We start from the raw sequence: 25,417 nt of genomic DNA on the forward strand, positions 1-25,417 counted from the left end.
GGCTCGCGGATCAGCGCAGCGCCTCGGCGACCTCGGTCGCCGCCTCCACCACCCTGGGGCCGACCCGCTCCGGGACCATCCCGCCGAGCATCACCACGCCCACGCTGCCCTCGATCCCGGACAGGCCGAGCAGGGCCGAGGCCGCGCCGCTGGCGCCGGAGCGCTCCTCCGGCCCGGTGACCACGAAGGCCGGCTCCGGGCGGCCGCCGTAGGGCAGCGTCCGCACGGCCATGATCGCCCGGCCGGCCGCGTTCTCGTCCAGCGGGTGCCGCAGGCCGGTGCGGTAGGCGACGTGGAAGTCGGTCCAGCTGGGCTCGACCACCGCCACCACCAGCGCGTCGTTGCCGTCGACCAGGGTGAGGTGGGCGGTCGCGCCCAGGTCCTCGGCCAGGCTGCGGAGCGCGGGCAGGGCCGCCTCGCGCAGCAGCGGGTGCACCCGGTGGGCGAGCCGCAGCACGCCCAGGCCGACCCGGACCCGGCCGCCGAGGTCCCGGCGGACCAGCCCGTGCTGCTCCAGGGTGGCCAGCAGCCGGTAGACCACGGTGCGGTTCACCGCGAGCCGGCCGGCCAGCTCGGTGACGGTCAGGCCGCGTTCGGAATCGGCAAGCAGTTTCAGGACTTTGACGCCACGGTCCAGAGTCTGGGATGTCTCGGCGGTCACAGTGCGTGTTCCCCTTCCGCCGGAAATCGGACTGTGGCGGGGACGCTAGTGAGCAGGCACCGCTCTGCGGAAGGGCTTGTCCAGAATTCGGTCAAGATTGTTGTCTGCGACCGGGACAAGGCGGGACAACCGGACACGTTGCGCTATCGAACCGTTACCGTTCCGTCGTTTTCCGAAGCGCTCCGTGTCACCTTCCGCAGCATCGGGCACGCACAGGGCTCGCACGGGATGCGTTCAGGAAACGCGCGTGGCCCACTCCTGGATCTTCTTGATCCGGGTCTGCAGCTGGCCGGCCGTCGCCTGGGCGGTCAGCGGACCGCCGCAGACCCGGCGCAGCTCGTTGTGGATGGTGCCGTGCGGCTGCCCGGTGCGGTGGTGCCAGGCGCCGACCAGACCGTTCAGCTCCTTGCGCAGTTCCTGGAGCTGCTGGTGGGTGACGACCGGGCGCTTCTCGGCCGGCAGCTCGATCAGGTCGGCCTCCTCGGCCGGCCTGGCCTTGCTCCGCTGGATCTGCCGGGTCTGCCGCTTCTGCAGCAGTATCTGCACCTGGTCCGGCTCCAGCAGGCCCGGGATGCCGAGGTACTCCTCCTCCTCCTCGGAGCCGGCGTGCGCCTGCATGCCGAACTCCTTGCCGTCGTACAGCACCCGGTCGAAGACCGCGTCCGACTCCAGCGCCTCCCAGGGGAGGTCGTCCATCCCGCCGTCGGCCTCGTCCTTGGTCTTCTCGGCCTCGGCCAGCAGCGCGTCCTCCTCGTCGTAGAGGCCGTCCTCGGCCTTCTTCTTCCGGTCGAGGACGTGGTCGCGCTGGAGCTCCATCTCATTGGCGAAGGTGAGCAGCGTCGGCACCGAGGGCAGGAAGACCGACGCCGTCTCGCCGCGCTTGCGGGCGCGGACGAAGCGGCCGACCGCCTGGGCGAAGAACAGCGGGGTGGAGATCGAGGTGGCGTAGACGCCGACGGCGAGCCGGGGCACGTCGACGCCCTCGGAGACCATCCGGACCGCGACCATCCAGCGCTGGGTGCCCTCGGAGAAGTCGGTGATCCGCTGCGAGGCCTCGGCCTCGTCGGAGAGGACCAGGGTGACGCCCTCGCCGGTGATCTCGCGGATCATCTTGGCGTAGGCGCGGGCGACGTTCTGGTCGGTCGCGATCACCAGTCCGCCGGCGTCCGGGATCAGCTTGCGCACCTCGGTCAGCCGCTTGTCGGCGGCCCGCAGCACGTTCGGCATCCACTCGCCCTGCGGCGCCAGCGCGGTGCGCCAGGCCTGGGCGACGGCGTCCTTGGTCATCGGCTCGCCGAGCCGGGCGGCGACCTCGTCCCCGGCCTTGGTCCGCCAGCGCATGTTGCCGCTGTAGGAGAGGAAGATCACCGGCCGGACCACATGGTCGTCCAGGGCGTTGCCGTAGCCGTAGGTGTAGTCGGCGACGCTCTTCCTGATCCCGTCGTTCCCGGCCTCGTAGCTGACGAAGGGGATCGGGTTGGTGTCGGAGCGGAACGGCGTCCCGGTGAGCGCCAGCCGGCGGGTGGCCGGCTCGAACGCCTCCGCGCAGGCCTCGCCCCAGGACTTGGAGTCGCCGGCGTGGTGGATCTCGTCCAGGATCACCAGCGTCTTCCGCTGCTCGACCCGGTTCCGGTGCAGCATCGGGTTGACCCCGACGCCGGCATAGGTGATCACCACGCCCTGGTAGTCCGGTGAGAGCCGCCCGCTGCTGTAGGCCGGGTCCAGCCGGATCCCTATCCGCGCGGCGGCCTCGGCCCACTGCTTCTTCAGGTGCTCGGTCGGCGCGACCACGGTGACCTGCTGCACGACGTGGTTGTGCAGCAGGTACGAGGCCAGCGTCAGCGCGAAGGTGGTCTTCCCGGCGCCGGGCGTCGCCACGGCCAGGAAGTCGCGCGGCTGCTGCTCGACGTACCGCTCCATCGCGGCCTGCTGCCAGGCACGGAGCTTCCCGGCGGTACCCCAGGGGGCCCGGCCCGGGAAGGCAGGGGACAGGTGGTGGGAGGTGGTCGCGGTACTCACGGTCTCCGGGCTCGGTCGGGGGCGGGGGGCGGGTGCCACGGGCGGGCCGGCTACGGGGCACGGCTGCGGACAACCAGCTCAGCCTACTGGTCCGCCCGGAACGGTTCGGCGATTCTCCGGCCCGGGGCGTCAGCGGGTCCGGGCGCGGCCGGATATCGCCGCTCCGACCAGCGAGACCGCGCACATGGTGACGAAGATCGCCGCAAAACCGCCGGCGCTGTCGGTGCCGATCGAGGTGAACAGCACCCCGGCCAGGGCGGTCAGCAGGACGTTCCCCAGGGCGTCGCTGACCTGGAGCGAGGCCGAGTTCTCACCGGTCTCCTCGGGCGCGGACTCGGCCAGCATCAGCACCCCGACGCTGGCGATGGTCATCCCCATGCCCGCGCCGCCGACCGTCCAGGCGACGGCGACCGCACAGGCCGGAATCGAGTGCACCAGGGCAAGACCGGCGCCGCCGATGGCCAGCGCCGACATCAGGAAGCCGAGCCTGACCAGCAGCTGCCGGTGGCGGCCGGCCCAGGGGCGGCCCTGGAACCAGGAGCCCACGGCCCAGCTCAGGCCGCCGCTGGTGAGCGAGAGCCCGGCCAGGGTCGGCGAGAGCCCGCGCTGGGTGACCAGCATCAGCGGAATGAACGATTCTGCGGCGAAGAAGGCCCCGGCGGCGATGCCGCGCAGCAGGATCACCGTCGGCAGTCCGCGCGCGGCCCGCAGCGTGCCGCGCGGCAGCAGCCGCAGCACGGCCGGGACCAGCAGTGCCAGCCCGGCGGCGGCCGGCAGCAGCGCCAGCAGGTCCAGCAGCTGTCCGGCGTACTCCAGCAGCCCGGCCCCGGCGGCCAGGGCGACCGCGAGCAGGACCCGCCGGCGGTCCAGCGCCCAGCTGCGGACCGAGTCGTCCTCGGCCTGGAGCCGGCGCAGCTGCGGCAGCATCAGCATGATCGGCAGCAGCACCAGCACCGGTATCGAGAGGAAGACCCAGCGCCAGCCCAGGTGCTGGGTGACCGTGCCGGAGATCACCGGGCCGACGATCGAGGGCAGCACCCAGGCGGCCGAGAACGCCGCGAAGACGGAGGGGCGCAGCCGCTCCGGGTAGGCCCGGCCGACCACCACGTAGAGGGCCACGATCAGCAGCCCGCCGCCGAGCCCCTGCACCGCCCGTCCGGCCACGAAGACCCACATGTCCCGCGCGGTGCCGGCGACCACCAGGCCGACCGCGAAGGTCCCGATCCCGGCGGCCAGCGGGCCCAGCGGGCCGCGCTTGTCCGCCCACTCCCCCGAGACGACCATCGCCAGCAGGCTGGCGGTGAAGTAGCCGGAGAAGGCGAAGGAGTACAGGCCGAGGCCGTGCAGCGCGCGGGCGGCGACCGGCATGGCGGTGTTCACGGCGGTGGCCTCGAAGGCGACCAGCAGCACGCAGGAGACGATGCCGAAGGTCAGCGCCCGGTACCGGCCGCTGAGCACGCCGCCGGTCCCGTCCGGGGACGGCGGCAGTGCCAGGGCAGGCTCTGGGGTGGGAGTGGGGGTGGGGGTGGTCACCAGCACGATTGTAAGACCCGAAGTCGGAGTTTGCCCCTGTCGCTGGTCCGGTCCGGGCTCGGTCCGCAGACGTAGGCCACCACCGGACCCGGCAATCGGATTCCGGTATTCCCGCGGCAGGTGTTGACGAATTGGGGGGCCAATGGATTACAGTGAATTCACGAGCTGGACGAGGACCCACGACAAGGAGCCGAACGATGAAGGGGAAGGCGATGCACAGCATTCTGTCCGCCCCCGGCGTCGGCACCTGTCCCCCGGTCTGTCCCGGCGCGGCGTGTTGTCCCACCGCCGCCTGACGCCCTGAGCCGGCGTCACCTTCCCCTGCTTGCCCCTGTGCGGCCCCTCCCGGGGCCGTCCACGGCCGTGTGCCCGAGTGGTTCAGGGAACCGCCTGCAAAGCGGTTTACACCGGTTCGAATCCGGTCATGGCCTCGCAGTAATAAGAATTCCGGACGGCCCCAGGCCGCCCGGAATTCTTTGTGCATTCATTTGCTTTCGAACAGACCCGCCGCGGTCGGCGGCGGGTCACGGTCGGCGGCGGGTCACACCGCGATGTCCTCCGGCTGGATCGGCAGCCGCTGCACCGGGCGGCCGGTGGCCGCCCGGACCGCCGCTGCCACCGCTGCCGGGGCCACCGCCGCCGGCGCCGCGCCGACCGCCTTCGCGCCGAAGGGGGCGACCACGTCGCGCTCCTCCAGCAGCGCCGCGATCCGGATCTCCGGGGCGTCCAGCGAGGTCGGCAGCCGGTAGCGGGTGAAGGACGGGTTGATGATCCGGCCGCCCTCGCTGACCAGCTCCTCCATCAGCGCCAGCCCCAGGCCCTGGGTCGCCCCGGCCTCGATCCTGGCGGCGATCTGCTCCGGGTTCAGCGCCCGGCCGACGTCCTGGGCCACGGTCAGCTCGACCACCCGGACCGTGCCGAGCTCCACGTCGACGTCGACCACCGCGCGCATCGCGCAGAAGGCCAGGCCCACGAAGGCGTCGCCCTGCCCGGTCTCCGGGTCCAGCGGCTCGGTCGGGTGCGGGCGGCACTGCGCGGTCGCCCACAGGTCCTTGTCCTCCAGCGCCTGGAGCACCGGCATGCCGAGCACCCCGTCATAGGAGGTGATCTTGCCGTCGCTGATGGTCAGCAGCTCCGGCGACATCCCGAACTGCACCGCCAGCGGCTGCAGCAGCTGGTGGCGGACCATCAGCGCGGCCCGCTCGACCGCGCCGCCGGAGACCCAGGTCTGCCGGCCCCGGGCCGAGGGCCCGGCGCTCGGCTGGTCGGTGTCGACCGGCGCGATGTAGACGTCGGTGACGCCCAGCACGTCCTGGACGATCTGCCGGGCCAGGGTCGAGAAGCCGGTGCCGGTGTCCACGGCGGTGCACATCACCGAGGCCTGCGAGCCGGTGACCCGGACCGAGGCCGTGGAGACCTCGTCCGCGCCCTCCGCGCCCAGGACGTGGACCATGCCCACGGCGTAGCCGATCCCGCGCCGGACGGCGGCGGGGTCGCCCGCGCCGCCCGGGCCGCCGGGCAGCAACCACTCGTCGTCGGGCCGGTCCACCGGCAGCGGCGGCAGCGGCTCGGCCGCGACCGCGTCCAGCAGCTCGCGGACCGGTGCCGGGCAGGTCACCGCCTGGCCGGTGGGCAGCAGGTCGCCGGTGGACATGGCGTTCCGGCGGCGGATCTCCAGCGGGTCCAGGTCGAGCGCGGCGGCCAGCTGGTCCAGCTGCGACTCGTAGGCGAAGCAGGACTGCAGCGCGCCCTCGCCGCGCATCCGGCCGGCCGGGGGGTTGTTGGTGCGCACCGCCCAGGCGTCCACGAAGACGTGCGGGACCGCGTACGGGCCGGCCGCCATCGCCGCCGCCGAGGCCAGCGCCTCGCTGGAGACCTCGGCGTAGGCCCCGCCGTCGAGCAGCAGCTGCGCCTCGACCTTCAGCAGCCGGCCCTCGATGTCGGCGTGGTGCCGGTAGCGCAGCAGCGCCGGGTGCCGGTGCGGGTGGGTGAGGAAGGACTCCTCGCGGGTCAGCGCCATCTTCACCGGGTGCCCGGTGCGGATCGCCAGCAGCCCCAGGGCGACCTGGAAGCCCACGTCCTCGCGGTCGGCGGTGGCGCCGGGGACGCCGCTGACGACCAGTCGGACCCGGTCCGGTTCCAGGCCGAGGCAGAGCGCGGCCCGGTCCCGGTCGCCGTGCGGGTCGGTGCTGGCGACGTGCAGCTCCACCCCGCCGTCCGGGCGCGGCACGGCCAGCCCGGCCTCGGCCCCGATCGGCGCCGGGTCCTGCCGGCCGACCCGGTACAGGCCCTCGACCACGACCGCGCCGACCACCTCGGGGTCGCCGGAGCGCACCGGCAGGTGCCGGAACAGGTTGCCGTCGGGGTGGATCGGCGGGGCGGTGAACGCCTGCTCGGGGTCGGTCAGCGGCTCCAGCGGCTCGTAGACCACCTGGACCGCCGCCGCCGCCAGCCGGGCGGTGTCCGGGTGGTCCGCCGCGACCGCGGCGATCGGCTCGCCGTAGTGGCGGACGAACTCCCCGGCGAAGACCGGCCGGTCCGGCACCAGCGGCCCGGTCGGCGCGCCGTCCGGCACCCCGTTCGGGCCGGGGCGCAGGTCGGCGGCGGTGACCACGGCGTGGACGCCGGGGATCGCCAGTGCCGGGCCGATGTCCACCGACAGGATCCGGGCGTGTGCGTACGGGGCGCGGGCGACCGCGCCCCAGAGCAGCCCCTCGGCCCACAGGTCGGCGGCGTAGGGGTAGATGCCCATGGTCTTGGCCAGCGCGTCGGCCCGGGTCGGGGAGGAGCCCAGGCCGCTCTCCGGCGCCCGCTGCTCGGGCAGTCGCGGCCGGGCGGGCGAGACCAGCGGCACGGCGCCGAGCGCCGCTCCGGTCGCACTGCCGGGCGCACCCTGCGGCACGCCGGGAAGCGGGGCGGCCAGGTTCTCGCCGTCACTGTCGGGGGTGGTCATGCTCCGGCCTCCGGGGCGGCGGGCGACTGCTGGTGCGGCAGGACGTAGCGGGGGCCCGGGTCGGCGGCGTAGCCGCCGTCGGCGGCCGGGTAGTGGCCCGTGGTCGCCTGGTACTCGTACTGCGGCTGGGACTGCTGGGCCTGCTCGGCGTGGGCCGGGTCGGCGTAGCCGCTCGCGGTCTCGGCGTAGACCGGCTCCGGGTAGCCGGAGCCGGGGTAGGGCGCCTCGGCGAACTGCTGCTCCTGGTAGACCGGCTCGGCGAAGCCCGGATCCGGCAGCCCGAGCGGCTGCGGGCCGGGTGCCGCCTGGTGGCCCGGCTCCTGGTAGACCGGTTCGGCCCCGGTCTGCTCCACCGGCGCCGGCCCGGGCCCGGGCGCCGCAGCGGGCGCGGCGGCCCGGTCGGCCCCGGCAGCGTCCGCGTCGTCGCCGGACTCGGCCTGTTCGGCGCGGCTCTCCGCGACGGTCTGCACCGCCGCCAGCGCGCCCCGGTAGCCGGTGCAGCGGCAGAGGTTGCCGCAGAGCGCCTCGCGGGCCTCCAGCTCGGTCGGCTGGTGGTTGCGCTCCAGCAGGTCGTGGACGGCCATCGCCAGCCCCGGCACGCAGTAGCCGCACTGCACCGCGCCGCTCTCGGCCAGCGCCCGCTGCACGTCCGAGGCCACGCCGTCCTGGGCCAGGCCCTCGACGGTGCGGATCTCGCTGTCGGCCGCCAGTGCGGCCGGCACCAGGCAGGCGGCCGTCAACTGCCCGTCCAGCTGCACCGAGCAGGCTCCGCACTCGCCCTGGTCGCAGCCGTCCTTGGCACCGGCCAGGCCGAGCCGCTCGCGGAGGACGTAGAGCAGGCTCTCGCCGATCCACGCCTCCAGGACCGGCCGGTCCACGCCGTTGACCCGCAGGGTGTAGGAGGCCCGGGGGAACTCGTCCGCGCCGAAGCCGCCGGGGGCGGATCCGCCCGTCGCCGGAGTTGCCAGAAAGTCAGTCACGCGAGCGCCCTCCCGAGTGCGCGGCGGGCCAGTACGGCCACGGTACGGCGCAGCCGGGCGACCGCCGCGCCCGCCCCCCCGTCCGGGTTGCCTTCGAAGGGGTCGGGGACGCAGGCCGAGGCGACGTACTCGCCGAAGGCGGCGGCGGCCGCCGGGTCGATGCTCCGGTCGCCGTCCCAGTCGATGCAGCCGGAGACCCACTGCTCGGCCTCCAGCGGGCGGAGCGGCACCGGGGCCACCGCGCCCACCGCGCAGCGCACCGAGCGCCGGGCCGGGTCCAGCACCAGGGCGACCGAGGCGTTGGCGCGGGAGGGGCCGGTACGGCTGGTGGACTTGAGGAAGACCTGGGGTGCGTGCAGCAGCGGAATCCGGACATATCCCAGCAGTTCGCCCCCGCGCAACGGGTCGAGGCCGGTGAGCAGGTGACTGACCGGCACCTCCCGCGAGCCCTCGGGGCCGACCAGGGTGACCGAGGCCTCCAGTGCGGCCAGCACCGGCAGGGTGTCCCCGGCCGGGTCGGCGGTGACGATGTTGCCGCCCAGCGTCCCGGCGTTGCGGATCTGCGGCGGTCCCGCGGTCCGGGCGGCGGCGGCGAGCGCGGGCATCAGCGCCGCGAAGTCGGGCCGGCCCATCCGGGCGTGGGTGAGCCCCGCGCCGAGCTGGGCCGAGCCGTCCTGGTACTGCCAGCCGCGCAGCTCGTTGATCCGCCCCAGTCCGATCAACGCCATCGGGCGCAGCAGACCGGAATTGACCGCGCCCATGAGGTCGGTCCCCCCGGCGACCGGCACAGCGGCGGGCGAGGCCGCCAGTGCCGCGACGGCCTCGTCCAGGGAGGACGGGAGCATGATCGTTTGGTTCACCTGTGTCCCACCGTGCTCGGATAGCCCGCACCGCTGCCGCTTCTGGCCGTACCGTACGTGCAAACCCCTGGTACGCGCACCCTGCGGGAGGCGGTGGGGCAACTCTGGCACACCTCGCCACGGGCATGTCCCCTCGTACCGTCGATGGGTTGACACGCTTATCAGGCTATATGCCCGATGTGACGACCGTTTCGCTGCCTCACCCCCTCCGCGGTTCAGCCCCCGGTACTGCGCCGGGACCCGGCTCACGCCTCGGGCGGCACTCCGTCCGTGGGGCGGCCGAAGACGCCGGGGCGCTGCTGCCACGGGTGCGGACCGGCGGCCGGGCGGTACTCGACGCCCAGCGCGTCCAGCCGCGCGTAGTGGGTCGCCATCCGGGCCTCGAAGCCGGCGAAGTCGCGCTCGGCGGGCTCCTCCGGCAGCGCGGACCAGGCGACCTCGGCGAAGGCGGCGAGCCGGGGGAAGGCCCGGTAGTCCAGTTCGCGGACGTCGTCCATGAACTCGCTCCACAGGTTGGCCTGAGTGCCGATCACGTGGGCCGCCGCCTCCGGGTCGGTGCGCAGCGCCGGGGGCAGCGGTTCGAACCGGTAGACGTCCTCCAGGGTGCGGACCCAGCCGACCGGGATCGGCTCCTCGGGGCCGGCCGCCTGCCGGTGGTCCAGGTAGACGTACTGCTCCGGGCACATGACCACGTCGTGGCCGGCCTTGGCGGCGGTGACCCCGCCCGCGTAGCCGCGCCAGGACGAGACCGCCGCGCCCTGCGCAAGGCCCTCCCGTCGCCCACCACCACCCTTGCTCGGACGCTCTCCGAGCGACCCCCCTTCGAGGATCTCGTCCCAGCCGATCAGCCGTCGGCCGCGCCCGGCCAGCCAGCCGTCGAAGTGCCGGATGAACCAGCTCTGCAGCTCGTCCTCGTCGGCCAGGCCGAGCTCCTTGATCCGGGCCTGGACGGCCGGACTGGCCTTCCACTGCTCCTTGGGGCACTCGTCGCCGCCGAGGTGGACGAAGGTCGAGGGGAAGATCTCCAGGACCTCCTCCAGCACCTGCTCGTAGAAGCGCAGCGTCGAGTCCTCGACGTTGAGGACGGTGGGGTTGATCCCCCAGTCGGTCCAGGGCTTCAGCGCGGCGGTGTCCTGGACGTCGGTGTTGCCGAGCTCCGGGTAGGCGGCGATGGCGGCCTGGGCGTGGCCCGGGACGTCGATCTCCGGCACCACGGTGATCTGCCGCTCGGCCGCGTAGGCGACGATCTCGCGGAGGTCGTCCTGGGTGTAGTAGCCGCCGTGCGGCAGGTCGTTCCGACGCGGCTCGGTCGCCGTGGTGCCCGGCTCCTGCAGGCCGCCCCGGTAGCCGACCATCGAGCGCTCGCGCCAGGAGCCGACCTCGGTGAGCTTCGGGTAGCGCTTGATCTCGACCCGCCAGCCCTGGTCGTCGGTGAGGTGCAGGTGCAGCACGTTCAGCTTGTGGGCGGCCAGCAGGTCCAGGTAGCGCAGCACGTCGGCCTTGGGCAGGAAGTGCCGGGAGACGTCCAGCAGCACCCCGCGCCAGCCGAAGCGCGGACGGTCCCGGACGGTGACGGCGGGGACGGACCACTCGGCGCCGCGCACCGGCGCCCGGCGGTAGGCCTCGGGGCCGAGCAGCTGCCGCAGTGTCTGCGCCCCCCAGAACAGCCCGGCCTCGCTGCCGCCGGTGACCGTCAGCCGCTCGGGCGTGGCCTCAAGGGTGTACTCCTCCGGGGCCAGCTCCTCGGAGAGGGCCAGCTCCAGGCCCGGCGCACCGGGGCGCAGCGCGAACCCGGTCGCCGCGCCCAGCGCGGAGCGCAGCATCCGCTCGACGGTCCCGGTCCCCGGTCCGCCGCTCAGGCCGGTCTCGGCGGTCAGTCTGAATCGGGGGGCGCCGGGATCGGCCGGGGACTCGACGGAGAAAGGGGCAGGTATGAGGTCCATGAGAGCTCATCCTGCCCCTGCTTCCCACCATTGGTCCAGACCTATTGGTCGGACGGGTGAGCTGCGACTACTTCCCCTGGTCGCCCTTGCCCTTGTCCCCGCCGCCGTCCAGGCCGTCGAAGATCTCCTTGCACATCGGACAGACCGGGTACTTCTTCGGGTCGCGCCCGGGAACCCAGACCTTGCCGCAGAGCGCCACCACCGGGGAGCCGGAGAGGGCGCTGTCCATGATCTTGTCGCGCTTCACATAGTGGGCGAACCGCTCATGGTCGCCGTCGCCGTGGGAGAGCTGGGGGACGGGCTCGACAAGGGTTCCGGTGCTGCCGCTGCGCTCGGGCTCAAGGGTGCTCATAGCCGACAAGTCTAGGCCGCGTCCACCGGTGAGCGGGAGCTCAGTTCAGCGAGGGGTCGTCCGGGTAGGTGGCCACCATCGCCAGCTCACCGCGCTGCCGGCGCAGCACCGACCGCCACAGCCGCTCCGGATCGGGCGCGGAGATGTCCCCCGGCTCGGACTCCACCAGGTACCAGGCGCCCTCCAGCAGCTCGTCCTCCAGCTGCCCCGGGGCCCAGCCGGTGTAGCCGACGAAGATCCGCAGCGAGCCCAGCTCCGGGGCCAGCAGCTCCGGCGGGGACTCCAGGTCGACCAGGCCGATCGCGCCGTGCACCCGCCGCCAGCCCAGGAACTCGCCGGAGGGCCACTCCCCCGGCACCACCGCCAGCGCCAGCGCCGAGTCCAGTGCCACCGGGCCGCCCTGGAACACCACCGCCGGGGCGCCGGCCAGCTCGGCCCAGGGCTCCAGCACGGCGTCGACCGCGATCACCGTCGGCCGGTTCAGGACGACGCCGAGCGTCCCCTCCGCGTCATGGTCGAGCAGCAGTACGACGGCCCGGTCGAAGTTGGGATCGGTCAGCGCGGGCGTTGCGACGAGCAGCCTGCCCGCGAGCGAGACGGCCTCGGTCATGGCAGAAATGATCCCGCACTTCCGGCCGGACGGGCAACGGAACGCACAGCCCCGCGCGGCGGTGGGGGAAACTGTGGCGCAAACCGGGTCCGAAGGTGCGATCCGGGTGAGAGCTTCACCACAGCTTCAGCCGTTCGCCGTCATCCGGACACCCCGGAGCTGCACGGACTCCCACCCGGCTCTCACGGCACCCGGGAACCGTCGCCGTGCGCACTACCATCTCCTATGGTGCCGGAACCCTTTGGCCCGAACACCGTCCCGCTCACCCCACGTCCCCCAGGATCGCGAGAACATGACCGACGACGTCCTGCTTGTCCACGGCGGCAACCCGCTCGAGGGTGAGATCCGTGTCCGCGGTGCGAAGAACCTCGTACCCAAGGCCATGGTGGCCGCCCTGCTCGGGCAGGAGCCGAGCCGGCTCCGCAATGTCCCGGACATCCGCGACGTCAAGGTGGTCACTGGCCTGCTGCAGCTGCACGGCGTCACCGTGCTCCCCGGCGACGAACCGGGCGAGCTGGTGCTCGACCCCTCGCACGTCGAGAGCGCCAACGTCGCCGACATCGACGCCCACGCCGGCAGCTCCCGGATCCCGATCCTGTTCTGCGGCCCGCTGCTGCACCGGCTCGGCCACGCCTTCATCCCCGGCCTGGGCGGCTGCGACATCGGCGGCCGGCCGGTCGACTTCCACTTCGACGTGCTGCGGCAGTTCGGCGCGATCATCGAGAAGCACCCGCAGGGCACGGTGCTGACGGCGCCTCAGCGGCTGCGCGGCTGCAAGATCGAGCTGCAGTACCCCTCGGTCGGCACCACCGAGCAGGTGCTGCTGACGGCGGTGCTGGCCGAGGGCGTCACCGAGCTGCGCAACGCCGCGATCGAGCCGGAGATCGTCGACCTCATCTGCGTGCTGCAGAAGATGGGCGCGATCATCTCCATGGGCACCGACCGGACCATGCTGATCACCGGCGTGGACCGGCTCACCGGCTACAACCACCGCGCCCTGCCGGACCGGCTGGAGTCCGCCTCCTGGGCCTGCGCGGCGCTGGCCACCGGCGGCAACATCTACGTCCACGGGGCGCGCCAGCTGGAGATGATGACCTTCCTCAACACCTTCCGGAAGGTCGGCGGGGCCTTCGAGGTGGACGACGAGGGCATCCGCTTCTGGCACCCGGGCGGCGAGCTGAACGCGATCGCCCTGGAGACCGACGTCCACCCCGGCTTCCAGACCGACTGGCAGCAGCCGCTGGTGGTGGCGCTGACCCAGGCCGCCGGGCTCTCCATCGTGCACGAGACCGTCTACGAGTCCCGGCTCGGCTTCACCTCCGCGCTCAACCAGATGGGCGCGCACATCCAGCTCTACCGCGAGTGCCTGGGCGCCACCCCCTGCCGCTTCGGGGCGCGGAACTTCCTGCACTCGGCCGTGGTCTCCGGCCCGTCCAAGCTGCACGGCGGCGAGCTGGTCATCCCCGACCTGCGCGGCGGCTTCTCCTACCTGATCGCGGCGCTGGCCGCGCAGGGCCCGTCCAGCGTCCACGGCATCGACCTGATCAACCGGGGCTACGAGAACTTCATGGAGAAGCTCCGGGCCCTCGGGGCGCACGTGGAGCTGCCGGGCGAGCAGGACAGCTGACGGACCGTCCGCAGCAGCAGCCGCCCCCCGCGCCGAACTCGGCCGGGGGGCGGTGTGCGTGACGGTGGCTCACGCCCAGGGCGCACGCCGTCGCAGCAGCCGCAGTTCGGGCAGCCGGAACGCGGCGGCCAGCGCCAGGAAGAGCAGCGCCATCACGGTGCCCCCGGCGAGCAGCGCCGGAAGCGCGGGCATGGCCGCGGCGTGGGCGGCGGCCCAACCGGCCCCGGCGGCCAGCGCGGCGGCCAGGGTGAGCTTGCCGTAGGTGCGGGCCAGCCGCTTCCCGTCGAGCCTGCCCTCCAGCCGGCGGCGCAGCCGGACCGCGGTGAGCAGCAGTCCGGCCAGGTAGGAGAGCGAGTAGGCGGCGGCCATCCCGATCACCGCCCAGCGGGTCGGCAGCAGCCAGTGGCAGCCGGCCGCGAGGGCGATGTCCAGGCCGGAGATCCAGGCGGCCATCCGGAACGGGGTGCGGGTGTCCTGGAACGCGTAGAAGCCGCGCAGCAGCAGGTACTGGGCGGAGAAGGGGATCAGGCCGAGGGCGAAGGCCTGGAGCATCCGGCCCATCGGCAGCGTCGGCCCGGCGTGGTGGCCGAGGCCGAACAGCAGCGCGGTCAGCTGCGGGCCGAGGGCGAGGAAGAAGAAGGCCACCGGGACGATCACCAGGCCGGTGAGCCGCAGCCCGCGCGAGAGGTCGTCGCGGAGGTCGTCGAGCCGGTCGTCGGCGACGGCGCGGGTCATCCTCGGCAGCAGCGCGGTGACCACGGTGACGGTGACCACCGACTGCGGCAGCAGCCAGAGCGTCTGGGCGAAGGCGTAGGCGGTGCTGCCCGCGTCGGCGTGCGGCAGGGCCAGGTCCACGGCGGCCGAGTAGCGGGTGACCACGGTCAGCGCGACCAGGTTGGCCAGGACGAACAGCAGGGTCCAGCGGGCGGCGGTGGCGCTGGCGCGGAGCCCGGTCCCGCGCCAGTCGAAGCGCGGCCGGAGCCGGAAGCCCGCGGCCCTGAGGTAGGGCAGCAGCGCCAGCGCCTGCAGCGCGATGCCGACGGTGGTGCCGATCCCGAGGAGCCTGACCTCGGCCGGGGTGACCGCGCCCACGTCGGCGGAGCCGTGCACCAGTTCCAGGTAGAGGCCGAAGAGGGTGATCAGCACGATGTTGTTGAGCAGCGGGGTCCACATCATCGCGCCGAAGCGGCCCCGGGCGTTGAGGATCTGACCGAAGATCGAGAACAGCCCGTAGAACAGGATCTGCGGCAGCAGGAACCGGGCGAAGACCACCGAGAGCTCGAAGGCCGCGTGGTGCGCCGGGGAGTCGGTGAAGTAGAGCGAGACGATGTCCGGCGCGGCGAGGACCGCGAGCAGGGTGCCGATCCCGAGGACGCAGAGGAACAGGGTGGTGATCCGCTGCTCGTGCGCGCGTCCGCCGTCGGCGTGCTCGGCACGCGCGCGGACCAGCTGCGGCACCAGCACCGAGTTCAGCGCGCCGCCGATCAGCAGGGTGTAGATGCTGGTGGGCACGGTGTTGGCGGTGTTGTAGGTGGTGGCCAGCAGTCCGGTGCCGAGCGCGGCACCCTGGAGCACCAGCCGGATCAGGCCGGTGGCCCGGGAGACCACCGTCCCGGCGGCCATCAGCAGCCCGCTGCGGGCGGTGCCGCCGGCCGCTCCCGGCGCGGTCCTCGGCGCACGGGTGCTGCGGGCGTGCCTGGCGTGTCCCATGGGGATGGGGACGCCGTCGGAGCGGGCCGGGGTTCCCGCCCCCGGCTGGGAGCGGGGCGCGCAGGTGGGAGAACGACAGGATCCCGGGGCCGGTCGGCCGCGAGGGGCAGCCGTCCGGTACCGGGATCCTGTCGGTGCGACCCGGTACGACCGGGGCGCGTGGTGCTGCCGGGGCAGCAGCCCGGGCCTTACTTGCCCTTGGCGGCTTCCTTGAGCTTGGAGCCCGCGGAGACCTTCACGCTGTAGCCGGCGGCGATCTGGATCGGGTCGCCGGTCTGCGGGTTGCGCGCGGTGCGGGCGGCGCGGTGGGTGCGCTCGAAGGTCAGGAAGCCGGGGATGGTGACCTTCTCGTCGCCCTTGGCGACGACGTCGCCGACGACCTCGGCGAGCGCGGCCAGAACGGCGTCGGCGTCCTTGCGGGTCACCTCGGCGCGCTCGGACAGAGCGGCCACCAGCTCACTGCGGTTCATATGTACTCCATGTGGTTTGTCGCATTGCGATCCTCGGCTGCCCCATTGCGATCCCCGGCCGTCCCGGAGGGCGGCCCGCCACGACCGCCAGCCACCCTGCGGTGGCTCCCGACAGCCGACGGGGGATCCCGTTCGATGCCCCAGGCTGCGCAAATCTCTTGCCTAGGCACGAATCCTGCCCCCACAACCGCCGGGAAAGCGAATCCGGCACCCGCGAGTGTCACACGAACAGCGCCACATGCCGGGCATGGTGACGACGGGTCCGGCACCGTTCGCGTCCCCTCTCGGGACGGAGCGGGCAACTCTCGGCGGACGCCCTGGGCGATCGTTCCCGTCCAGGTCGGATACGGCGCGCCGGTGCAGGGATACCGTACGCCCTGGGACGAGAACCACCCAAAACGGGACGCCCGCCGCGCCGACGGGTTGCGTCGGCGCGGAGGGCCTGGGACCGGCCCGCGGTCAGTTCGAGGGCAGCGGGAAGGTGCCGGTCGCCTCGCCGCCGCCGGCGCCCGCCGCGGCGGTCCCGGCGGCCTGCGCGGCCTCGCGGACGGCGGCGGCGACGGTCTTGGCGACGTCGGGGTGGAACACGCTGGGGACGATGTAGTTGGCGTTGAGCTCGTCCCGGCCGACGGTCGCGGCCAGCGCGAGCGCGGCGGCGATCATCATCTCGCTGTTGACGGTCCGGCTCTGGGCGTCCAGCAGGCCGCGGAAGACCCCGGGGAAGACCAGCACGTTGTTGATCTGGTTGGGGAAGTCACTGCGGCCGGTGGCGACCACCGCGGCGGTCTGCCGGGCCACTGCCGGGTCGACCTCGGGGTCGGGGTTGGCCAGGGCGAAGACGATCGCGCCGTCGGCCATGGCGGCGATGTCGTCGCCGTCGAGTACGTCGGGCGCGGAGACCCCGATGAAGACGTCCGCCTCGCGCACGGCCTCCTTCAGGGTGCCGGTCCGGTTGCTGCGGTTGGTGTGCTCGGCGACCCAGCGCAGCGAGTCGTCCAGGTCGTCCCGGCCCAGGTGGACCACGCCCTTCACGTCGGCGACGGTGGCGTGCTTGACGCCGGCGTCCAGCAGCAGCCGCAGGATCGCGTTGCCGGCCGCACCGGCGCCGGACATCACCACCCGCACCTCGCCGATCTCCTTGCCGACCACCTGCAGCGCGTTGGTGAGCGCGGCGAGGACGACGATGGCGGTGCCGTGCTGGTCGTCGTGGAAGACCGGGATGTCCAGCGCCTCGCGCAGCCGGGCCTCGATCTCGAAGCAGCGCGGGGCGGAGATGTCCTCCAGGTTGATCCCGGCGAAGCCGGGGGCGATCGCCTTGACGATGGCGACGATCTCGTCGCTGTCCTGGGTGTCCAGGCAGATCGGCCAGGCGTCGATCCCGGCGAAGCGCTTGAACAGCGCGGCCTTGCCCTCCATCACCGGCAGCGCGGCCATCGGGCCGATGTTGCCGAGGCCGAGGACGGCGGAGCCGTCGGTGACCACGGCGACGCTGTTGCGCTTGATGGTGAGCCGGCGCGCGTCCTCCGGGTTCTCGGCGATCGCCATGCAGACCCGGGCCACGCCGGGGGTGTAGATCATGCTGAGGTCGTCGCGGTTGCGGATCGGCAGCTTCGACGACATCTCGATCTTGCCGCCGAGGTGCATCAGGAAGGTCCGGTCGGAGACCTTGCCGATGGCGATCCCGTCGATCGTCCGCAGCTTGTCGACGATCTCCTCGGCGTGCGAGACCGAGGCAGCCGCGATGGTGACGTCGATGCGCAGCGACTCAAGGCCGGAGGCCGTCACGTCGAGGCCGGTGACCGACCCTCCCGAGGACTCCACGAGCGTGGTGATCTGGCTCACCGCATTGCCGCGGGCCGGGACCTCCATCCGGACCGTGATCGAGTTCGACACACTAGGCACCGTTGCCATCTGTCCTTCTTCCCTGGGCACTGTTCCCTGCGCAACGATGATCCCACCTACCGGTGCGTAGCCGGAAACAGAGTTCCGCGCTGCGGATTCGCTGCGGTCGGTCGGTGCCGCTCGGGCAGGCCCTCGGGGGGGCAGGTGCGGAAGTTTCCTCCGCGAAAGGAATGCGTTCCCCGGGGGCTTTGTTAGTCTGGGTGCACGGCACCGGCTCGATCCAAGCCCCCGGGCCCAACCTTAGTCGCCCAGAGCGACCACTTGCCGCGAGGCGAGCATGGCGGGTCGGTGTCGTTCAGACCGAAGCAGCGGGGCCCCGTCGAACCGACGGGGCCCCGCTGCTTTCCGTGCGCGCTCAGTCCTGCAGCAGCGCCGGGACGCCGTCCGCGTCGGGCAGGTCCAGCGGCCCGGAGAGCACGGTCAGCCGCTGGGTGGCCCGGGTCAGGGCCACGTAGAGCACCCGCAGCCCGGCCTCGGACTCGCCGGCGATGCCGGAGGGGTCGGCCACGACCGTGGCGTCGTACTCCAGGCCCTTGGCCTCCAGGCTGCCCAGCGCCACCGCCCGCTCGCCCAGGCCGGCCAGCCATTCGGCCGCCTCGGCCCGGCGGTCCATCGGGACCACGATGCCGACCGTGCCGTCGACCTCGCCGAGCAGCCGCTCGACCTCGGCCCGCGCCGCCCCGCCGAGGTCCGCCTCGGCCGCGACCGAGACGAAGCGGGGGTGGATCCCGGTGGAGCGGACCGCGTTCGGCGACTCCGTGCCGGGCGCGGCCCTGGCCAGCACCCGGGCGGCCACCTCGGCGATCTCGGCCGGGTTGCGGTAGTTGGTGGTCAGCGTGAACCGCCGCCGCTGCTTCCCGCCCAGGGTCTCGTCCATCGCGGCCTGGGCCTCGGCCGGGTCGATCCAGGAGCTCTGGGCCGGGTCGCCGACGATGGTCCAGGTCGCCTGCCGCGCCCGGCGGCCGATCATGCGCCACTGCATCGGGGTGAGGTCCTGCGCCTCGTCGACGATGACATGGGCGTACTCGGTGCGCTCCAGCGCCTCCCGGCGCTGGTCGTAGGAGCGGCGGCTGCGCTCGGCGAAGGTGGTGACCTCCTCCAGGCCGGTCAGCAGGTCGACCGGGTTGACCTCGCGGCTGCGGCTGCGGGCGGGCTCGCCGAGCAGCAGCTGCAGCTCGTCCAGCAGCGCCACGTCGTGGGCGGTCAGCGAGCCCTTGCCGTCCTCGTCCAGGTGCCGCCAGGAGGACGCCAGCAGCCGGCTCTCGGCCGAGGTGAGCGACCCGCGCACCAGCCGGTTGATCCGGCGCTGGTCGCGCAGGGTGGCCAGCACCCGGCGCGGGGTCAGCGAGGGCCACCAGGCGTCCAGGAAGGCCAGGAACGCGTCGTCGTCGCTGATGTGCTCGTCGAAGGCCTCCCGCTCGCGCTGCTGCTGCTCGCGGTCGACCCGCTCGGCGGGCCGGGGCCGGGTGCGCAGCAGCAGCGACCACAGGGCGTCCAGCAGCAGCCGGCGGGCCCGCGGGCGGAGCAGGTTGATCGGGGTGGCCCCGGTGCCCAGGACGGTCCGGCGCAGGTCGCGCAGGGCGTTGGCGTCCAGCCGCAGCACCTCGCCGAGGGCGACCACCCGCAGCGCGTTCGGGGTGGTGTCGACGTCCAGGGCGGAACGGGCTGCCCGGCGCATCAGCGCCACCATCCGGGTGGAGCCCTTGACCCTGGCCGCCTCCGGACTGTCGTAGCTGTCCGCCTCGACGCCGTCGACCAGGCTGCCGACGGCGCGGATCGCGACCTGGCCCTCCTCGCCGAGCGCGGGCAGGACGCCCTCGGTGTAGGAGACCAGCAGCGGGGTGGGGCTGACCACCAGGATGCCGCCGGCGTAGCGGCGGCGGTCCTGGTAGAGCAGGAAGGCGGCGCGGTGCAGGGCGACGGCGGTCTTGCCGGTGCCGGGGCCGCCGGTGACCAGGGTGGCCCCGGCCGCGGCGGCGCGGATCACCACGTCCTGCTCGTGCTGGATGCTGGAGACGATGTCGCGCATGCTGTGGCCGCGGGCCCGGCCCAGGGTCGCCATCAGCGCGCCGTCACCGACCACGGCCAGCGGCTCGCCGTCCAGCACCGGCTCCAGCTCGGGGCGGAGCAGGTCGTCCTCGACCCCGAGCACCCGGCGGCCGCGCGAGCGGATCACCCGGCGCCGCAGCACCCGTCCCGGCTGGAGCGGGGTGGCCCGGTAGAAGGGCGCGGCGGCGGGCGCCCGCCAGTCGATCACCAGCGGCCCGTACTCGGCGTCCAGCACCCCGATCCGGCCGATGTGCAGCGACTCGGCCACGGTCGGGTCGGCCGGGTCCAGCGGGGTCTGCGAGGGGAAACCGTCCTCCTCCGGGGCGTCCGGCTGCTGGAGGTCGATCCGGCCGAACAGGAAGTCCTCGAACTCGCTGTTCAGCCGATTGAGGTGGGCTCCCGCCTGGAAGACCTGGGCATCGCGCTCGGCGAGTGCGCCGGGTGTGCCGACCTGCACCTTGCGGCTGGCGTCGTCGAGGATGAACTCCGCCTCGGCCAGCTTCTCCTCCAGCCGGTGGTACACCTGGTCGAGGTGGAGCTGCTCGGTCGCGATCTCGCGGTCGCGGAGGGTCTCCGCGTGCGCGACGGCCGCGCGCCGGTCGGCGGCCTGCTCGGCCCCGGTCGGCGTGCCTGCTGTGTGCGTGTCTGCGTTGGTGCTGCTGGGCGCGGACATATGCCCCCTGTCGAACGTGGTGTGCGGCGCTTCCCCGTGGCGAAAAGGGGGACGGGCAACCCTACGCCATGGGCCGGTCCCGACCGTCTACCCGGGCCAACGAAAGCATCACGAATCCGCCGATTCATGACAGCCATCGGGGCCGATCAGCCGGTTGGGGTGGCGAACACCACGTCGGAGCGCCCGGCTAGCGGAGGTCCCGGTGCAGCGCGGCGAGGTGGGCGTCGACCTGGGCGCGGTCGTAGCCGCGCCGGACGGTGTCGAAGCCCTGGAAGCCGGCCGGCGGCCCGCCGGCCGCGAAGGCGGCGAGGTAGGCGTCCACCTGGGAGCGGTCGTAGCCGCGCACTCCGGTGTCGAAGCCGCGGAAGTCGGCCGGAGCCGGCGGCGCGCTCGGGAGCGGCACGACGCCGCTCAGGGCGGCGAGGTGGGCGTCGACCTCGGCCCGGTCGTAGCCGCGCCGGACGGTGTCGAAGCCCTGGAAGCCGACCGGCGGCCCGCCGGCCGCGAGCGCGGCGAGGTAGGCGTCGACCTGGGAGCGGTCGTAGCCGCGCCGGCCCTCCTGGAACATCCCCGGGGAATCCACGCTCAAGATCGTAGCGGGCGTCGCCGGACCCGGCCAGATCCCTGGACCCATGTGCGAAGCACGAATGGGAGAACGATGAACAGCGGGATCGGCGGGGCTCCTGGGCGCAATGCGGCGGGAAACCGTGGACATCGTGTGACACTCAGCCGGGTTTCCCGCCCCCGGACCCGGCCGGGCATAACCTGCGAGCATGACCCGACATTCCGGAAATGCGGGCGAGCGCCGGGTGCGCCGCTTTCTCCGCGCGTTCGCCGCCGATCCCGTGGAGGCGCTGCTCTACATTCCGGAGGAGCTCAGCAAGAAGAGCGAGCACCCGGTCGAATACCGGGTCGACGAGGACTGGGAGGCCCGGCTGCACTCCGCGCTCGGCGCCCCCTGGCCCTGCCCCGAGGCGGCACGCGCGGCGGAGCTCTGGTCGACCGTCGCCGAGGAGCTGCACCGGGACGGCCTGGCGTTCGGCCGGCACACCTACGGCTTCTACAGCGACGCCGACCAGGCGCTGACCCGCGCGGTCTGGTGCACCGTGGTGCACCTGCGCCCGGAGGTGGTGGTGGAGACCGGCGTGGCCCGCGGCACCACCAGCCGGGCCGTGCTGGAGGCGATGGAGCGCAACGGCTGCGGGCACCTGTGGAGCATCGACCTGCCCAATCCCTTCGAACGCGGGGTGCAGCGGCAGACCGGCGCCGCCGTGCCCGAGTCCTGCCGCGCCCGCTGGACCTACGTGGAGGGCTCCAGCCGACGCCGACTCCCGCAGCTGCTGCGCCGGTTGGGCCGGGTCGACCTGTTCGTCCACGACAGCCTGCACACGGCCAGGAACACCCGCTTCGAGATGGACCGGGTCGGCCGGGCGCTGGCCCCCCACGGGGTGATGCTGGTCGACGACATCAGCACCCACCAGGGCTTCTCCGAGTGGGCCCGGGCCGAGGCCCCGGCCGCCGAGCTGATCTGCCCCTCCGACGACGGCGAGGGCCTCTTCGGCTTCGTCCGCACCTGAGGCTCCGTGCCTCCGGACAGCAGAACGCCCCCGACCCGCCGGTACGGCGGTCCAGGGGCGTTCATCCATGGGTGTGGTGGAGGTGGCGGGAATCGAACCCGCGTCCTGTGGTGTAAAACCAGGGCTTCTCCGAGCGCAGTCCGCTGTGATTTTCTCGGCCCCGGCAGTCACGCGGACAAGCCGCCGACGGGCCCAGTCACTGTTTGATTTCCCGCGCCACCCCGTGACCGGGCGGAACGGTGGAGTTCCCTAGATTATGCCAGGGTCCGGGACGGGAACGCGCCCGGTCTGACACCTTCAATTACTCTCGCTCAGGCGGCGAGAGCGAAGGAATCGCTCTTGGAGTTGGCGATTATAGTTTGCGGCCCGTGGTTTACGAGATCATTGCCGCATTCCTCGGCTCGCTTCCCCTGGATCGACATCCCCAGTCGAAACCGATCACCCCCATGGGGTGCTGTTCATTTGTCAATGCGAAAATTCCGGGATCTCCGTGCTCCGGACCTTCCGCAGCCCCGCACGGACCTGGGGGGTCCGGTTGGAACACCTTCATCCTACGGCCCCGCCGAGGCAGGGGTCCAGTTCATTACCCGTACGCCGCCGGCAGTCAACCCCCGGGGGTCAGCCCTGGGCGCGACGGCGGACGGCCGACAGCGCGCGGTCGGTCTCGCGGCGGTCCTGCTTCTCGCGCAGGGTCTGCCGCTTGTCGTGCAGCTTCTTGCCCTGGGCCAGCGCCAGCAGCAGCTTCGCCCGGCCGTCCTTGAAGTACAGGGACAGCGGGACCAGGGTGAAGCCGGACTCGCGCAGCTTCGAGTCCAGCTTGCGGATCTCCTCCTTGTGCAGCAGCAGCTTGCGCTTGCGCCGGGCCGCGTGGTTGGTCCACGTGCCCTGCGCGTACTCCATGATGTGGACGTTGTGCAGCCAGACCTCGCCGCCGGTGATCTCACCGAAGCCGTCCACCAGCGAGGCCCGGCCGGCCCGCAGCGACTTGACCTCGGTGCCGGTCAGCACCATGCCGCACTCGATCTCGTCCAGGATGTTGTAGTCGTGCCGCGCCTTCTTGTTCTGCGCGATGATCTTGCGTCCGGGTTCTTTTACCTTGGCCATGATGCGGGCCATTGTCGCACCCGGGCCGCCCCGAAGGCACGGCGGTTTCCCCGCCGCCGACCCGCCCGGACACAGCGGCGCCCCGGACGCGGCGGGCGTCCGGGGCGCTGCTGCCGAGTCCGGCTCAGACCCGCAGGTACTTGCGCAGGGTGAGGAAGGCCGCGATGGACGACATCCCGACGCCGATCACCAGGATCAGCGGCATCACCTGGAAGACCGGGCCCCAGCCGATGAAGGTGATCAGCGAGATCTGGCTCTTCAGGAACTGGTCGATCAGCAGGTACTTGCCGATCGCCAGCATCGCCGAGGCCAGCACCGCGCCGACCACGGCCGCGAAGGCGGCCTCGGCGATGAACGGCATCTGGACGTAGAAGTTGGAGGCGCCGACCAGCCGCATGATCCCGGTCTCGCGCTTCCGGCTGAAGGCCGACACCCGGACCGTGTTGACCACCAGCAGCATGGTCACCGCCAGCATGATCGCCATGATCGTCCAGGCCACCACCTGGGCCCCGTTGAGCAGGTTGAACAGCGGCTTCAGCACGGCGCTCTGGTCCTGCACGGTGCTGACCCCCGGCTGCCCGGCCACCAGCGAGGTGATCACGTCGTACTTCTGCGGGTCGTACAGCTTCACCCGCAGCGAGGACTCCAGCTGGTCCGGGGTCAGCGTCGGCAGCAGCGGGCTGCTCGGGTTCTCCTGCTTGAAGTTGGCGTAGGCCTGGGACTGGTCCTCGGTGTAGACCTTCTCGACCAGGCCGCTCTTGTCCAGCTGGCTCTGGACCGCCGCCATCTGCGCCGTGGTGGCCGCACCCGAGGCGCAGCCCGGGTACTGCTGCGGCAGCGTGGAGTCGTTCTTGTTGCAGAAGTAGATGGAGACCTGGACCTTGCCGTCCCAGTAGCCGCGCATGTTGCCGACCTGGGCGTTCAGCAGGATCGCCGCTCCCGCCAGTGCGAGCGAGAGCGCCACGCTCACGATCACCGCGATGGTCATCGTCAGGTTGCGCCGGAGACCCACGCCGATCTCCGACATGACGAACTGTGCGCGCATGACTTCCTAGCTGGTCGGGGCGTCGGCCTGGTGCGGACGCCGAGGGGCGGACGGGCTCCGGCTCAGTGCTGGTAGCCGTACACGCCGCGGGACTGGTCGCGGACCAGGTGGCCCTGGTCGAGCTCGATGACGCGCTTGCGCATCTGGTCCACGATCGCCTGGTCGTGGGTGGCCATCAGCACCGTGGTGCCGGTCCGGTTGATCCGGTCCAGCAGCTTCATGATGCCGACGGAGTTCTGCGGGTCGAGGTTTCCGGTCGGCTCGTCCGCGATCAGCAGCATCGGACGGTTCACGAAGGCGCGGGCGATGGCCACGCGCTGCTGCTCACCACCGGAGAGCTCACCGGGCATCCGGTCGGCCTTGCCGGCCAGGCCGACCAGCTCCAGCACCTCGGGGACGACCTTGCCGATCACCGAGCGGGGCTTGCCGATGACCTCCAGCGCGAAGGCGACGTTCTGGCCCACGGTCTTGTTCGGCAGCAGTCGGAAGTCCTGGAAGACGGTGCCCAGTTGGCGCCGCATCTGCGGGACCTTCCAGTTGGAGAGCTTGGCCAGGTCCTTGCCGAGCACATGGACGTCGCCGGTGCTGGGACGCTCCTCGCGCAGGATCAACCGCAGGAAGGTCGACTTACCGGAGCCCGAGGAGCCGACCAGGAAGACGAACTCGCCCTTCTCGATCTCGAGCGAGACGTTGTCCAGGGCCGGACGGTTCTGCTTGGGATAGGTCTTGGAGACGTTGTCGAATCGGATCACGGCTGCATCACGGTCGGCCAGTCTAGGTGGAAGAAAGCGTGCGGACTCCCAGAAGGGGAACCTTCGCCTCCCTCTGCGCGGGCAGGGACGGGGCAGTCGGCGGAGCCGCACCGCAGGACGATGCAGAGCTCCCCCGGTTGGCCGACCTTACGCGAAGCCGATGGCCACTCGCAGTCGCCGCCCGGGATTCGTGGGGGATTTCACGGATAAAAGGGACGAATTACCAATAAATTCCGCCGCTTCGGCACCGGATTCACAGATCCTGTGCAGCGCTCCGGACTCCCGACCGAACGCAACCCGGCCGGATTCCGCCCGACGTGGCAGAGTGGAGGGAACCCACCCGGCATGGTGTCTCGTTGGGCAGGTCGAAGGAGGAGATCAAAGTGACGTTCGACCGTCCCGTGTGCGCCAACTGTGCCGGCCCGGTGAGTGAGGGCCGCTGTCCCACCTGCCGTGCGATCCGCGCGCGGCTGCAGGAGGAGCAGCAGCAGCGGCTGTTCGGATCGCTCTCCCCGGCCGCGCTGGTCGCGCTGCTCGCGGCCCTGATCGCCTGCGCGCTGATAGCCCGGCACGCCTTCGCCTGAGCGCGGCGGCCCC

19 protein-coding genes, 1 tRNA gene, 1 other RNA gene and 1 pseudogene are annotated in these 25,417 nt (G+C 72.4%); 4 read left to right on the forward strand and 18 right to left on the reverse strand.

The features are described from left to right. Nucleotides 1-10: 10 nt before the first annotated feature. The 3 genes from BS75_RS14330 to BS75_RS14340 all read right to left on the reverse strand — a co-directional run bounded on the left by BS75_RS14330 (nt 11) and on the right by BS75_RS14340 (nt 4,213). The gene (locus BS75_RS14330; protein WP_034088500.1) at nt 11-661 is read right to left on the reverse strand and encodes an IclR family transcriptional regulator; all 651 of its coding nucleotides are present in this window, start codon (nt 659-661) and stop codon (nt 11-13) included. A 234-nt stretch (nt 662-895) separates the two neighbouring features. Beyond that, nucleotides 896-2,680 carry a DEAD/DEAH box helicase gene (locus tag BS75_RS14335; protein ID WP_034088501.1) on the reverse strand — a complete coding sequence of 595 codons (1,785 nt, stop codon included), beginning with the start codon at nt 2,678-2,680 and terminating at the stop codon, nt 896-898. Nucleotides 2,681-2,809: 129 nt separating this feature from the next. Next, nucleotides 2,810-4,213 (reverse strand): MFS transporter, encoded by a 1,404-nt coding sequence (locus BS75_RS14340; RefSeq protein WP_034093042.1) that lies wholly within the window; start codon nt 4,211-4,213, stop codon nt 2,810-2,812. A gap of 359 nt (nt 4,214-4,572) precedes the next feature. On the opposite strand from BS75_RS14340, the gene BS75_RS14345 reads away from it, so the two are divergent. Continuing rightward, a tRNA-Cys gene (locus BS75_RS14345) sits at nt 4,573-4,644 on the forward strand. 110 nt (nt 4,645-4,754) lie between these two features. Here the strand turns inward: BS75_RS14345 and BS75_RS14350 are convergent. The 6 genes and pseudogenes from BS75_RS14350 to BS75_RS14375 all read right to left on the reverse strand — a co-directional run bounded on the left by BS75_RS14350 (nt 4,755) and on the right by BS75_RS14375 (nt 11,920). Then, nucleotides 4,755-7,166 (reverse strand): xanthine dehydrogenase family protein molybdopterin-binding subunit, encoded by a 2,412-nt coding sequence (locus BS75_RS14350; RefSeq protein WP_081982313.1) that lies wholly within the window; start codon nt 7,164-7,166, stop codon nt 4,755-4,757. Further along, nucleotides 7,163-8,218: pseudogene (locus tag BS75_RS52190) on the reverse strand (2Fe-2S iron-sulfur cluster-binding protein); the annotation flags it as partial. The pseudogene BS75_RS52190 and the gene BS75_RS14350, both read right to left, overlap by 4 nt. Next, a complete protein-coding gene (locus BS75_RS14360; RefSeq protein ID WP_042437215.1) occupies nt 8,143-8,991 on the reverse strand; it encodes an FAD binding domain-containing protein in 849 nt (282 codons plus the stop codon). The pseudogene BS75_RS52190 and the gene BS75_RS14360, both read right to left, overlap by 76 nt. 260 nt (nt 8,992-9,251) lie before the next feature. Beyond that, nucleotides 9,252-10,949, reverse strand: coding sequence for a beta-N-acetylhexosaminidase (locus BS75_RS14365; protein ID WP_034088503.1), 1,698 nt, complete (start codon nt 10,947-10,949; stop codon nt 9,252-9,254). Nucleotides 10,950-11,016: 67 nt separating this feature from the next. Next, nucleotides 11,017-11,301 (reverse strand): DUF3039 domain-containing protein, encoded by a 285-nt coding sequence (locus tag BS75_RS14370; protein ID WP_034088504.1) that lies wholly within the window; start codon nt 11,299-11,301, stop codon nt 11,017-11,019. Nucleotides 11,302-11,341: 40 nt separating this feature from the next. Next, nucleotides 11,342-11,920 (reverse strand): YqgE/AlgH family protein, encoded by a 579-nt coding sequence (locus tag BS75_RS14375; protein ID WP_034088505.1) that lies wholly within the window; start codon nt 11,918-11,920, stop codon nt 11,342-11,344. A gap of 283 nt (nt 11,921-12,203) precedes the next feature. Here BS75_RS14375 and murA point away from each other — a divergent pair, with 283 nt between their 5' ends. Then, nucleotides 12,204-13,538, forward strand: coding sequence for a UDP-N-acetylglucosamine 1-carboxyvinyltransferase (gene murA / locus BS75_RS14380; RefSeq protein WP_034088506.1), 1,335 nt, complete (start codon nt 12,204-12,206; stop codon nt 13,536-13,538). 69 nt (nt 13,539-13,607) lie between these two features. On the opposite strand, the gene murJ is transcribed toward murA, so the two are convergent. The 5 genes from murJ to BS75_RS48145 all read right to left on the reverse strand — a co-directional run bounded on the left by murJ (nt 13,608) and on the right by BS75_RS48145 (nt 20,925). Continuing rightward, nucleotides 13,608-15,248 carry a murein biosynthesis integral membrane protein MurJ gene (murJ, locus tag BS75_RS14385; protein ID WP_042437216.1) on the reverse strand — a complete coding sequence of 547 codons (1,641 nt, stop codon included), beginning with the start codon at nt 15,246-15,248 and terminating at the stop codon, nt 13,608-13,610. 188 nt (nt 15,249-15,436) lie between these two features. Then, nucleotides 15,437-15,718: an HU family DNA-binding protein gene (locus BS75_RS14390; protein ID WP_030260605.1), complete on the reverse strand. Its 282-nt coding sequence runs from the start codon at nt 15,716-15,718 to the stop codon at nt 15,437-15,439. 459 nt (nt 15,719-16,177) lie between these two features. Next, a complete protein-coding gene (locus BS75_RS14395; RefSeq protein WP_034088507.1) occupies nt 16,178-17,629 on the reverse strand; it encodes an NAD-dependent malic enzyme in 1,452 nt (483 codons plus the stop codon). A gap of 346 nt (nt 17,630-17,975) precedes the next feature. Beyond that, entirely contained in the window at nt 17,976-20,342 is a 2,367-nt protein-coding gene (locus tag BS75_RS14400) for a HelD family protein (RefSeq protein ID WP_034088508.1), read from the reverse strand. A 187-nt stretch (nt 20,343-20,529) separates the two neighbouring features. Next, complete coding sequence (locus tag BS75_RS48145; RefSeq protein ID WP_160312228.1) at nt 20,530-20,925, reverse strand: DivIVA domain-containing protein; 396 nt, start codon at nt 20,923-20,925, stop codon at nt 20,530-20,532. Between the two features lie 190 nt (nt 20,926-21,115). Here BS75_RS48145 and BS75_RS44260 point away from each other — a divergent pair, with 190 nt between their 5' ends. After that, complete coding sequence (locus BS75_RS44260) at nt 21,116-21,919, forward strand: class I SAM-dependent methyltransferase (protein WP_081982314.1); 804 nt, start codon at nt 21,116-21,118, stop codon at nt 21,917-21,919. A 74-nt stretch (nt 21,920-21,993) separates the two neighbouring features. Here the strand turns inward: BS75_RS44260 and ssrA are convergent. The 4 genes from ssrA to ftsE form a co-directional block, all read right to left on the reverse strand. After that, nucleotides 21,994-22,365, reverse strand: a transfer-messenger RNA (tmRNA) gene (gene ssrA, locus BS75_RS45590). 172 nt (nt 22,366-22,537) lie between these two features. Beyond that, nucleotides 22,538-23,023 carry an SsrA-binding protein SmpB gene (gene smpB, locus BS75_RS14415; RefSeq protein WP_408022534.1) on the reverse strand — a complete coding sequence of 162 codons (486 nt, stop codon included), beginning with the start codon at nt 23,021-23,023 and terminating at the stop codon, nt 22,538-22,540. A gap of 124 nt (nt 23,024-23,147) precedes the next feature. After that, complete coding sequence (gene ftsX, locus BS75_RS14420; RefSeq protein ID WP_034088511.1) at nt 23,148-24,068, reverse strand: permease-like cell division protein FtsX; 921 nt, start codon at nt 24,066-24,068, stop codon at nt 23,148-23,150. Between the two features lie 62 nt (nt 24,069-24,130). Next, the gene (gene ftsE / locus BS75_RS14425) at nt 24,131-24,820 is read right to left on the reverse strand and encodes a cell division ATP-binding protein FtsE (protein WP_034088512.1); all 690 of its coding nucleotides are present in this window, start codon (nt 24,818-24,820) and stop codon (nt 24,131-24,133) included. A 383-nt stretch (nt 24,821-25,203) separates the two neighbouring features. Here ftsE and BS75_RS14430 point away from each other — a divergent pair, with 383 nt between their 5' ends. Next, the gene (locus BS75_RS14430) at nt 25,204-25,404 is read left to right on the forward strand and encodes a hypothetical protein (protein ID WP_034088513.1); all 201 of its coding nucleotides are present in this window, start codon (nt 25,204-25,206) and stop codon (nt 25,402-25,404) included. Nucleotides 25,405-25,417: the final 13 nt, after the last annotated feature.

The sequence above is a fragment of the Streptacidiphilus albus JL83 genome, from assembly GCF_000744705.1.
In the GTDB taxonomy this organism is placed as follows: domain Bacteria; phylum Actinomycetota; class Actinomycetes; order Streptomycetales; family Streptomycetaceae; genus Streptacidiphilus; species Streptacidiphilus albus.